This is a genomic window from Paenibacillus sp. J31P13, assembly GCF_056269295.1.
Map to the genome: position 1 here is coordinate 53,711 of NZ_JBWDNR010000008.1, position 11,765 is coordinate 65,475.

General features: G+C 43.8%; 7 protein-coding genes and 1 riboswitch. Of the genes, 3 read left to right on the forward strand and 4 right to left on the reverse strand.

Going from position 1 to position 11,765, the window contains the following annotated elements; translation table 11 throughout:
* Positions 1-57 precede the first annotated feature (57 nt).
* On the forward strand, positions 58-864 hold the full coding sequence (locus AC0YOD_RS22540; RefSeq protein ID WP_475801581.1) for an alpha/beta hydrolase: 807 nt from the start codon (positions 58-60) through the stop codon (positions 862-864).
* A gap of 19 nt (positions 865-883) precedes the next feature.
* Here the strand turns inward: AC0YOD_RS22540 and AC0YOD_RS22545 are convergent, their stop codons facing one another.
* From AC0YOD_RS22545 to AC0YOD_RS22555, 3 genes are all read right to left on the reverse strand, one after another.
* Positions 884-1,837 (reverse strand): TRM11 family SAM-dependent methyltransferase, encoded by a 954-nt coding sequence (locus AC0YOD_RS22545; RefSeq protein WP_475801749.1) that lies wholly within the window; start codon positions 1,835-1,837, stop codon positions 884-886.
* Between the two features lie 108 nt (positions 1,838-1,945).
* The gene (locus tag AC0YOD_RS22550; protein WP_475801582.1) at positions 1,946-2,224 is read right to left on the reverse strand and encodes a hypothetical protein; all 279 of its coding nucleotides are present in this window, start codon (positions 2,222-2,224) and stop codon (positions 1,946-1,948) included.
* Positions 2,225-2,282: 58 nt separating this feature from the next.
* Complete coding sequence (locus AC0YOD_RS22555; RefSeq protein WP_475801583.1) at positions 2,283-3,332, reverse strand: glycosyltransferase family 2 protein; 1,050 nt, start codon at positions 3,330-3,332, stop codon at positions 2,283-2,285.
* 536 nt (positions 3,333-3,868) lie between these two features.
* Between AC0YOD_RS22555 and AC0YOD_RS22560 the strand changes: the two genes are divergently transcribed.
* Positions 3,869-9,481: a 5'-nucleotidase C-terminal domain-containing protein gene (locus tag AC0YOD_RS22560; protein ID WP_475801584.1), complete on the forward strand. Its 5,613-nt coding sequence runs from the start codon at positions 3,869-3,871 to the stop codon at positions 9,479-9,481.
* Between the two features lie 74 nt (positions 9,482-9,555).
* On the opposite strand, the gene AC0YOD_RS22565 is transcribed toward AC0YOD_RS22560, so the two are convergent.
* Positions 9,556-10,407 carry a bifunctional 5,10-methylenetetrahydrofolate dehydrogenase/5,10-methenyltetrahydrofolate cyclohydrolase gene (locus AC0YOD_RS22565; protein ID WP_475801585.1) on the reverse strand — a complete coding sequence of 284 codons (852 nt, stop codon included), beginning with the start codon at positions 10,405-10,407 and terminating at the stop codon, positions 9,556-9,558.
* A gap of 65 nt (positions 10,408-10,472) precedes the next feature.
* Positions 10,473-10,551: riboswitch (ZMP/ZTP riboswitch) on the reverse strand.
* 61 nt (positions 10,552-10,612) lie between these two features.
* Here AC0YOD_RS22565 and AC0YOD_RS22570 point away from each other — a divergent pair.
* A complete protein-coding gene (locus AC0YOD_RS22570; protein WP_475801586.1) occupies positions 10,613-11,731 on the forward strand; it encodes a copper amine oxidase N-terminal domain-containing protein in 1,119 nt (372 codons plus the stop codon).
* The last annotated feature ends 34 nt before the right edge of the window (positions 11,732-11,765 follow it).

The following is an 11,765-nucleotide window of genomic DNA, read 5'->3' on the forward strand; positions in this document are numbered from 1 at the left end:
TATTATGTTGAACCTATATCGATATCATTCAGTTCATATAATAGGGGGAACGGTTAGATGGGAATACAGGGAAGGGAACATTTGTTGTGGGAGAATGGAGCACCTTATGCAGCGGGGATTACAGCGGAGGATCAACCAGCAATTACAGCATATTTAGCGGAAGGAGACAACCGTCCATCCGTTATTATATGCCCGGGCGGGGGATATGCGGGTCGGGCTGATCATGAAGGTGAGCCGATTGCAAGGTGGTTGAATGCACTAGGTATATCAGCATTCGTTGTCAGATATCGTGTAGCTCCCTATACATACCCATGCGCTCTATTAGATGTACAGAGAGCTATTCGGACAGTAAGGCAGGAAGCGGATCGCTTCCGCATTGATCCTAAACGAGTAGGGCTGCTTGGCTTTTCAGCGGGAGGGCATTTAACGGGGAATGCAGGGACGAGCTATGACCTCGGGAATGCGCTGGCTGATGACAGGATAGAGAGACAATCCTGCCGTCCAGATCTGCTTGTACTTTGTTACCCGGTTATTACAATGATGGATCCTTACACACATGAAGGATCCAGAAACAACCTCCTAGGCGAAAATGCTAATTCCGAAGCCTTCAATCATCATAGCAATGAGAAGAATGTAACGGCGGATACGCCGCCAACCTTTCTCTGGCATACAGCGGATGACGGATCTGTGTCTGTTGAGAACAGCTTGATGTTCGCATCAGCGCTAAGTAAGCATAACGTGCCGTTTGATCTCCATGTCTATACAAAGGGAAGACATGGCTTAGGATTAGCTGAAGAAGAGGAGCATACAAAGGGCTGGACTGACGTATGCGCGAAATGGTTAGCTTACAATAATTTTCAGTAAAGACTCTCATATTGCAAGACTAGGAGCAGACGATAATATGTCTAATGAAATTGCCCTTCCGAGTCGTGCAACGATCAAGAATAGTGAAGCCAACACTTGCAAGCATCTCATCGATTGGATCTACGGAAATAATAACGGCCTTATCGGCAATTCGTCTTGTATTCCGGATTAGGGCTAACTGATCCTCTGGCGTCGTTCTCGAGAAGTGATTATAAGGCAGATCGAGAACGGCTGCATCATAATGCCCGGAAGCTTCAGCTATATCCCCGCATATGACTTCAGTCTTATAATTAAAATGCTCGATGTTCTCTCTAGCTCCGCGAACGATAAAGTGATTAATATCCCGTCCAACAATATCGATGCCCATAGATAACGCCTCGACAAGTACGGTTCCAATGCCGCAGCACGGATCGATGAGTTTCATGCCTGCCGGTTTCGGTGCGGCGATATTTGCTGCTGCGCGAGCTACGCGAGTGCTTAGTGCGATAGAATAGCTGCGCGGCTTATGCATATGCTCAAGCCATACCGCTTTGCTTTTGACATAGTTGCCGAAATACCAGCGTCCTCCCAAGGTGATAATGCCGTATATAAAGTCGGGATTGCGCACATCGGCCTCAGCGTCAATATAAACACCGATTTCTCGTTCAATGCTGCGAGCCTCTTCGAATTCGATCTTATGCTCGGGTGCCAAGTCATTCATTTTGACAAAAATAACTTTAAAGGTCGCATCAAATAACTGAATTTGCTTAACCTGCTCGCATATATCACTTAACGTGTCCCCATGATAAAGGACCTCGATTCGCTCTTTCAAAAAAGGACTGCGATCAGGATGGATATCCTCCCCGCTTATTAGAATGCCAGAATCGGAGTCTTCTCCAAAAAAAGCTCGCATTTCTAATTGGCATAATTCCGTTTCTTCCAGTCGATAGCCATAGGTATAAATAAACAACGGTAATTGCTTTGTATTTTTCAGAGTAGTCTCATCCTTCGATATATATAATAGAAGCTTCTATTATACATCAAACATCAGGAGTGCGTATGAAGCTCGATTGCAAGTACTTATTACGAGTGGTAAATGGACTCAAGGACCAAAGATTAAGGTGCCGACAAACATCCATATGAATAGAAATAAGAAGGCGAAAATATTAAGCAGAAGCAATATGATATCTGTTTTGGAGCCGGTTTTGTTGATTGCAATGATTGCAAATACAATGCCAATTGGCGGTAAGATAAATGAAGAAAAAATGCCAAGACCGTCAAACCGTTGACCGTTTTTCACGAAAAAGCCGTCTATTGCAAGTAAAATAATAGTCGTGGCAAAGGTTACAATCGAAACCGCTCGAATGGATTTTATCGACATGTATTCAACTCTCCTGTCTCCTCTCACTTGTCACGATAGTCTGCTCTAATATTTAGGGTTATGACATCGATTCCTTTTGAGGATCTGTCCGTGCAGGGTATGATGGGGTGGAACGAAACTCCCAATTATACAAGAGCGATGAGAGCTTGAATTTCAATGCCAAATAATAAAAATACTCCTTCATGCTGCTGCATTTGTACATGAAGCCGATTTCCTTCGTGCTCTCCGTAAACATGTCGTAGCGTATGAGCTTTGCCCATTCTGACTTGCTTATGCAACAAGGACTGTTTTTCGCATTTCGCACTAACATGCCGTAAATGGCATTGATATAATACTGGGCCATATCTCTTCTGTAATAAGGGTAATCGAGCAAGCCGAAATGAGCGGAAATCTCTTTCCTTAAATGATATTGCAGGAGTAAGCTCTTCTCTAAAGTTGGCTTATAAAAGGAGCTCATCAAACTGTCTCCGTTATTTACTGTATAGTAGTACAAAGGGTCTGGAATCGCAAGTACACGCTCTGACTTCAGCAATGCCTCCAAATGAAAGATTGTATCCTCTCCAATAAACAACTCCTCATGAAATTGAATACCGCTATTGAGAAGCATTTCTCGAAGGAATAGGCTTCGCCAAGTGAAGCATAAATCATTATCGGAATGAACAGAAGGAGAGCTAAGTATGAAATCTCGTCCGTTCATAGGCGTTTGATGTTTAAAATGAGGACTGATGACGATATTGTTCGGGACCGTTTGGTAACCGCTCACGACAATATCACAAGCGTGCTCCTCTGCAGTGTTAAATAGCGTGACGAGAAATAATTCGTCTATTACGTCATCGGCGTCCAGAAAAGCTATATATTTACCCGAAGCAGCCCGTAAACCTATATTTTTGGCAGTGCTTGCGCCGCAGTTGGGCTGATGCAGTACTTTAATTCTATTGTCTTTGGCTGCAGCTTCTTGGCATAGTCTTCTGCTTCCATCGGTTGAGCCGTCATCGATAAGAAGAAGCTCGAAGTGATGAAATGGCTGAAGAAGAATGCGGTCTATGCATCGATTTAACCATTTTTCAGCATTATAAATCGGTATGATTATACTAACAGCATAGTCCATCGTCATCACCTCTTTTATCTTATGATTATGATTACCTATGAAGGTATCATAACATATTCGTTATAAAGAACAACCGTAATTAGGTTTTTACACGTTCATTGGCAGATATAAACTAGTCCTTAGACTTGAATCAAATTGGTGCAAAAGACTTAATGTTAGATATGTGGAATATTATTCGGGTGATTAGGACAGATTATTACGTAGAAATTTCAGGACTTTCTACTAATTGACAGGGAAAACGTTCCAATGTATACTCTTCATTATAATTCATGTTAGTTTACATTACATTTATATGCGGTGGCTCAAATCGCTTTGGGCCCGAAGCTGATTTCCCTTTACTTTCAAATGCAAATAGTCTGTTTTTCGGATGTTATGCATGGTTTAAGGTAGAGGGATTTTTAATGCCACCCATGAACAAATGTGCATGTTTACTAGAACTTAATTTCAAATTGATATTGCGATTACAAAATTTAGTTATTCTATTCAAGGTTATTCATTTTATATCATTTATAGTTTTAGAGAGGAGAAATAAGAGAATGCAGAAAATGTTTAAACGTATAAAGAGACAAACCTGCATGCTGTTGGCTGCGCTTCTGTTAGTCGGAGGAACACTTGGCAGTATTGGTGCTCCTGCCTTCGCAGAAGCAACTGGTCACGTCGTTATCTCGCAAGCATACGGAGGCGGGGGCAATAGCGGGGCTCTGTATAAAAATGACTTTATTGAATTATACAACCCGACGGATGCGGATATTGATTTGACGGATTGGAAAATCCGATATGCAGCCGCAACTGGAAACTTAACGGGATCAACAAACCTTACTTCATTAAGCGGTACAATTAAAGCAAAAAGCTATTATCTTATTCAGGAAGCAGCTGGAACAGGCGGGACAGTAGATTTGCCCCAGTACGATATCCTAGGAACAATTGCAATGGGTGCTGCATCGGGACAGGTAGACTTAGTTAACGCCTCGGGCAACCGAGTCGATTTGATTAGTTACGGTCCAACGGCGAAAGAGTTTGAGGGGGCTCCGACCGCAGTACTATCCAGCACGACGTCGGCTATCCGTAAAACGGCTGATGCTGCTCCAGCTGGTAGTCGCGGATTAGATACGGACAATAACCTCAATGATTTTGAAGTCAAAGCGCCAGATCCGAGAAACAGCAGCTATGTAACCATCGAGGTTCCTGTTAACTCAGTTGATGCTGTTGCTGCTGCGCCTTCATCAAACGCATGGCCAATTGGGACAACCATCTCACTCAGTTCTCCTACGGTCGGTGCATCCGTTTATGCGGCTGTATACGGATCGGGTGGAACAGAAGCGTATATTCCTTATGCGGGGGCTATTCAACTAAATGAAGCAACCACAATTAAGACGTATGCTTCAGCTCCTGATATGGTCAATAGTGCGGTATCGACCTATGACTATACTATTTTAGAAAAAACAGATGTTGCAACTGCACGTACAGCTCCTAAAGGCCAGAATGTATGGACCCAAGGCGTTGTGACACATATCGATGGTGTGGAGACCTATATTCAAGACGGAAGCGCTGGCATCTTGCTATATGGATTCCCGACATTTGCAGAGGTCGGCGATCTTGTTGAAGTTAGCGGCGCTATGGAAATCTACAATAATCTACAGGAAATTAAACCGCAAAATGGGCTTTCATATGGGGTCATTACACCAAATGTCGGTGCTCCTGCACCGAAGGTACTCACTGCAGCTGATTTATCTGCTGCCAGCGGTGAACAGCATGAAGCTGAGCTTGTTTCATTAGAGAACGTTACGATTGTAAGTAAAAACGGTACTACGGTAAAAGCTACACAAGGAGGGCTAACGGAGGAGTTCACGATTTATTCCGGTCTTTCTAAATTGGAAGTAGGTAAAACGTTTGAAAGAATTACAGGTGTCATTAAGCAGTTTGGAGCGGTATATCAATTCGTTCCGCTTAATGAGAACGCACTGGTAGAGAATGTATTCTCTGTTATGGCAAGTCCGGGCGCTGGCCGAATCATCATTGGAAGCCCCGTTACGCTCTCGAGTCCTACAAGCGGAGCCACGATCTACTATACGGTGGATGGATCCCAACCGACTACGGCGAGTACGCTATATGCCGGTCCTATCCAAGTCGATGTGGACGTAACGATTAAAGCGATTGTTGTAAAGGGCAATGAGAAGAGTGAGGTTTACAGCTTCGCTTATGAAGCTTCCGAAGTTCCGCGTATTCATAATATTCAAGGCGAGTCCCATAAGTCAGAGTATGAGGGTCAAACCGTTGCAGATGTAGAAGGTGTTGTTACACAATATAGCTATACATTTGCGACAGGCGGTTATAGAGGCTTCTTTATGCAAGACCCAAATCCAGATGATAACATCAATACATCTGAAGGCATATTTGTATACAGTACAAATGAAGCGTTGAAGCCGGCAATTGGCGACCTCGTTTCCGTCACTGGAGCTGTTTCCGAATACAATGAAGGAAGCACAAGTAATTTAACTTCCACACAAATCACAATGAATGCAAGAAAGATTTTGAAATCTGGCGTTAAGCTTCCTGAAGCTGTTATTCTCGGCAAAGGCGGAAGAGCGATTCCATCTGCTATTATTGATAATGATAAAATGACGACATTCCAGCCGGCAGAGGATGCTATTGACTTCTATGAGTCTTTAGAAGGCATGCTTGTGAAGCTGCCTGCTCCTACAATTATTAGTCCTTACTGGACAAGCGGCAGCGGCAATTCCATGCTTTATAATATTCCAACACGCGTAGAAAATGATTTGGCGGATACCATCACTTCAGCGGGTGGTCTAGTACTGAAGGGACTGGACAATCTCAATCCGCAGCGTCTTCTTATCGCATCTGGAAATCCTGGCAAGGAAGTTAACACTGGCGATAAATTCGACGGGGATGTTACAGGTGTCATCGGATACAATTACGGCAATTTCAAAGTGATTCCAGCATATAACAGTTTACCTGCTATTAGCGGAGGTACGTTCAAGCAAGAGACGACTACTATTGCAGTAAATTCGGACAAGCTGACTATCGCGTCATACAACATTGAAAATTATTACCCAGGTGTCGGTGCAGCAAAAATTAATAAGCTGGCTGATTCGATCGTAAGCAATATGAAGAAGCCGGACATTATCGGTGTTATTGAAATGCAAGATAGCAATGGTGAAACCGACAATGGTACGGTAGAAGCAGATGCGACTGCATTGATTCAAGCTATAAAAAAGGCTGGCGGTCCAGAATATCGTTACACGGACATTGCTCCAGTCGATAAATTGGATGGCGGGGCGCCAGGCGGCAACATCCGCGTTGGATTCTTCTATAATCCAGAACGCGTAACGCTTGCAGACAGTGTAAAAGGCCAAAAAGGCGGCTCGACAACAGCTGTTGGATATGATGCGGCTGCAGATGCACTGACTTATAACCCAGGTAGAATTGACCCAACCAATGCAAGTTTCGCAAGCTCACGCAAACCGCTGGCTGCTCAATTTGTTTTTGGCGGCGAGAAAGTAATCGTGATCGCGAGCCATTTCAACTCGAAATCAGGAGATAACGGTCCGTTCGGAAACGTTCAGCCTCCAGTGTTGTCGAGTGAAGCACAGCGTCATAAAATTGCAGCAATCGTAAATGGTTTTGTAAAGGATGTCTTGGCGAAAAATCCTGCAGCGAATGTCGTTGCATTGGGTGATTTGAATGATTTCCAATTCACGAAAACCGCTGAGATCTTGAGAGGAAATGAACTTGATAACCTCATTGATACGCTGCCGATTAATGAGCAGTATACGTATACGTATGATGGAAACTCCCAAGTGCTTGATCATATTTTGGTCAGCAAAAATTTGACTAGTCACGCTCAAGTCGATGTTGTTCATCTTAACGCTGACTTCTCACCGTTGAATGGAAGAGTATCTGACCATGATCCGGTATTGGCGCAAATTGATATTAGAAAAGACTACAACTTCCCGCTGACGGTATTGCACACGAATGATACGCATGCGAATTTGGATACAACCAACTCGCCAAACAGCGTGCTGCGTCGTGTTACAGCCATTAAAGAGCAGAAAGCAAGCTCTACGAATCCGATTCTCGTTGATTCAGGAGATGTATTCTCAGGAACGCTTTACTTCAATAAATATCTAGGCCAAGCGGATCTTGCCTTTATGAATTTAGTTGACTACGATGCCATGACCTTTGGTAATCATGAATTTGATAAAGATTCTGGCATACTCGCTAACTTCATTAAGAACGCGAAATTCCCGTTCGTATCCTCTAATGTGAATTTCTCGAAAGATGCGATTTTGAGCAAATTGTTCAAAAATGAAATTGGACGTCCAGCTGCTGCAGCTAATATCTACCCAGCTCTTATCAAAGAGGTTGATGGCGAGAACGTGGGTATTTTCGGACTGACGACGGAAGACACAGCGAACATTGCATCCCCAGGCGATGTAACGTTTGAAGATGCTGTCGTTAAAGCTAAAGCAACGGTAGCGATGCTGGAAGAGCAAGGCATCAACAAAATTATTGTCCTGTCCCATCTCGGTTATGATGCGGATTTGGATCTGGCAAAAGCGGTTGGCGGCATTGATATCATTGTAGGCGGTCATAGCCATACTAAATTGGATGAAGCCGTTGTCGACAATACGGATCCGAAGGCTCCGAAGCTAATTGTACAAACAGGAGAAAAGGGTCAGTTCCTTGGCAAGCTTGAAGTTGTATTTAACAAGCAAGGTGTATTGACGAGCTGGAAGGATCAATTGATCTCCATCGATGCCAAAACAGGGAATAACTACGATTTGGCTGAGGATGAAGAAGCCAAAGTGCTTCTCGAAACGCTGTATAAGCCGGGCGTAGTTGAATTGTCCAAAGAAGAAGTGGGCATTTCCAATGTTGTGCTGGATGGCGTACGTGCGAATGTGCGTTCCAAAGAAACAAATCTAGGCAACTTGATTGCGGATGGCATGTTGGACGCAGCGAAAGCAGCGGGTACAAATGCAGTAATCGCCTTGCAAAATGGCGGAGGCATTCGTGATTCGATTAACGAAGGACCGATTACGCAAGGAGAAGTATTAACGGTACTTCCATTCAATAACGATCTGGTGACGATCTCCTTGACGGGTCAAGAAATTAAGGATGCCATGGAGAATGGTGTATCCACGATTACAACGACCAAGGATGGCCGCTTCCCGCACATTGCAGGAATGCGCTTTGATTATGATTCAACGAAGCCGGTCAATGAACGAGTAGTACGTATTCAAGTGAAAGTCGGCAACAGCTATGTACCGATGGATATGAATGCGATGTATGAGGTAGCAACAAATGCATTTACTGCAAAAGGCGGAGACTTCTATGCTTCCCTTGAGAAGGCTTATAACGAAGGCCGCGTAAAACTATTGTATCTGCCGGATTATGATGTGTTCACTAAATACATCCAGAAGGTTGGAACGGTAACAGCGACAACATCTGCTGTTGAAGGGCGCATTGTTGATCTTAACGGAAGTCCTCTTCCAGGCGGGGAAGTGACGCCGACGCCAACGCCAACACCGACACCAACACCGACACCAACGCCAACGCCGGGCGGCAATGAAGGATCAGAAATGACATTCACGGATGTTGCTGGACATTGGGCTGCGAAGTCGATCGAGCAAGCAGTAAAGCTTGGCTTTGTAAAAGGATTTGGAGATAACACATTCCATCCTGGAGATACAGCTACAAGAGCAGAGTTTGTGACAATGTTGGGCAGAGCGTTTAAGCTGGAATCGACAGCTGGCAAGCTAAGCTTTGCAGATGCTGCTCAAGTGCCGGCGTGGGCGCAATCCTTCTTCGCACAGCTCATTGATGAGAAGGTCATTACCGGATACGAGGACAACACGATTCGTCCATCGAATCCGCTAACAAGAACGGAAATGACTGTCATGCTGGTACGTGCACTCGATATCAAAGTTGATCCGAATGCGACCGTGACTTTTGCCGACGCAAGTAATATCCCAGCATGGGCTGCTCCGTATATCGCTGCAGCGCATAAGGCTGGTCTTATCTCAGGAGTGGGCGGCAATCGTTTTGCGCCGCAGCAAAAAGCAACAAGAGCCGAAATTGTTACCTTGTTGTTGGCAGCTATTGAATACAAGAAAAGCAATAGCTAATTCATAATTTAAAGAGCCCCTTTCACTTTAATAGAGTGGAAGGGGCGTTTTATTTTGCATAGCATTCAATATTATCAATGTAGGATAGGGATAGAATTCTCCGCCGCAGCAACGGTATGCTTCAGAAGCATCGCAATAGTTACTGGACCGACACCCGCTGGCACTGGGGTAATAGCACTTGCTTTACTCAAACAGGCTTCATAATCTACATCTCCGACATTTCCTGCGTTATAGCCGGCATCCAGTACAACGGCCCCTTCACGTATCCAATCTCCTTTTATAAACTTCGGTTTACCAACTGCAGCAATGATTAAATCTCCAGTCTGTAACATTTCAGGGAGGTTTTTCGTCTTAGAGTGACAGATTGTAACGGTGGCATTTCGATTCAACAGCATGAGAGATGCAGGCTTTCCAAGAATCGGACTGCGCCCTACGACGACCGCGTGCTTGCCCTCGATCGGAATATGATAATAATCGAGGATTTCCATAATAGCAGCAGGTGTGCAGGATGGAAAGGAGGCGTACCCGAAAGCATTTTGTGCAAAACCGAGTGCAGTAACGCCATCTACATCTTTATTAATGCTTATTGCTTCAAAGGCCGCCCGCTCATCGATTCCTTCTGGAACGGGATGCTGCAATAGAATGCCATGAACATCCGGGTCAGTATTTAGCTGTTGAATAACAGCGATTAAGTCTTGGGTAGAGATATTGCTGTCTAAGCGAATGCGCCTGGATTCGATACCAAGCCGCTTACAGGCATTGCCTTTCATTCGAACATACGTCTCAGATGCGGGATCGTCACCAACCAAGATTGTTGCTAGGCAAGGAATGGTTCCCCTTTCCTTAAGCATTGCTACTCTTAGTTGCAGCTGTTCTTTAATCGCATGAGCAACTATACTGCCGTCTAAAATTAATTTTTCCGTCATCTTAACCCAGCTCCTTCGAATAATCATGTTCGAAAAACATAAAAAGGCAAGGGGAATATCCCCCTTACCTTTGCCCAGGCGTACGGCTAATCATCTATGCGCTTCCTCATGGTTCCCCATGCTCCGCCAGTTACGCACAGCAGTTAATGTTAGAACAATCGTAACAGGAGTTTACAGAAAATTCAATATTAAAGGAGAGAATAGGATGAAACGTTTTTCCATGATTCTTATTAGTTTTCTGCTTGTAGGGTTGTTGGTACCATTCTCGGTTGCATCAGCGGCAAAATCGGCCATTAAGGTAGAGCTCAATGGTAATATCATTCCATTTGAAGCGCCGCCATTAATGAAGAATGGGCGGGTGCTTGTGCCTGTTCGATTTGTGTCCGACGCTCTTGCTCAAAAAACAGAGTGGAACAATAAAACAAAGGTCGTAAAAATTAGCGGACCGAAAAACAAATTAGAACTAACAGTAGGGAGTAAAACAGCTTACTTGAATGGCGTGAAAAAAACATTGGACGTACCGGCTGAAATTTTTAACGGTAGAGTATTTGTACCCTTGCGTCTAGTTTCAGAAATAGCTGATGGAGAGGTCAACTGGGATGCGAAGAACCAGATCGTAACCATTTGGAGCTTTTATAGAGTAGTGAAGCTTTCCAGTGGAGAGGTCATATCCTTGCAATGGAAAACAGGTGAATTGTATTATGCGGATAAAAATAAAAACTATAGTAAATTAACGAATGTGGAGTTACAAACACCAGGGGACAGCGCGGTAATGGCAGACCTCACAAAGGAAGGAAATATATTGGTTTCAGTTTCCAACTATTATGGAGAGCCTATGCTGAATACGAAAGAATACAGATTTTACTTAAAGAATAAACAAATTAAGCAGCAAACAACGGCTCACTATTATTATCACACCCCAATGAATGTACGTTTTTACAAGGATCAGGCTGTGTTAACAGATGGTCATAAGCTTTATCTTGTTGATGATCAAACGGGTGAAATAGCAACTACGTATGACTTGGAGCAGCTGGGGGGAGCCGAAGGAGACTACTCCATTGAAGCTATAGGTGAGAACTATCTATTGATTCGTCCAACGAAACCGTTTGCTTATTTGACTCTAATCAATAAAACAACAAACGAGAAGGTATTGTTGTACAAAGAGCTGCTGAGCGGCAACCAACTAGAATATGCGGAGATTGATGATATTCAAAGGGGTGACCGTCTGGTATTTATAAAAGAAGAGAACCAAATTCTGTACTTTAAAAATAATGCAATGCAAGGCAAGGATGATAACATATACGAGTACGCATTACCGAAATGATTGCTTTAGAATGGAATAGAGCATAAGGAAAAGA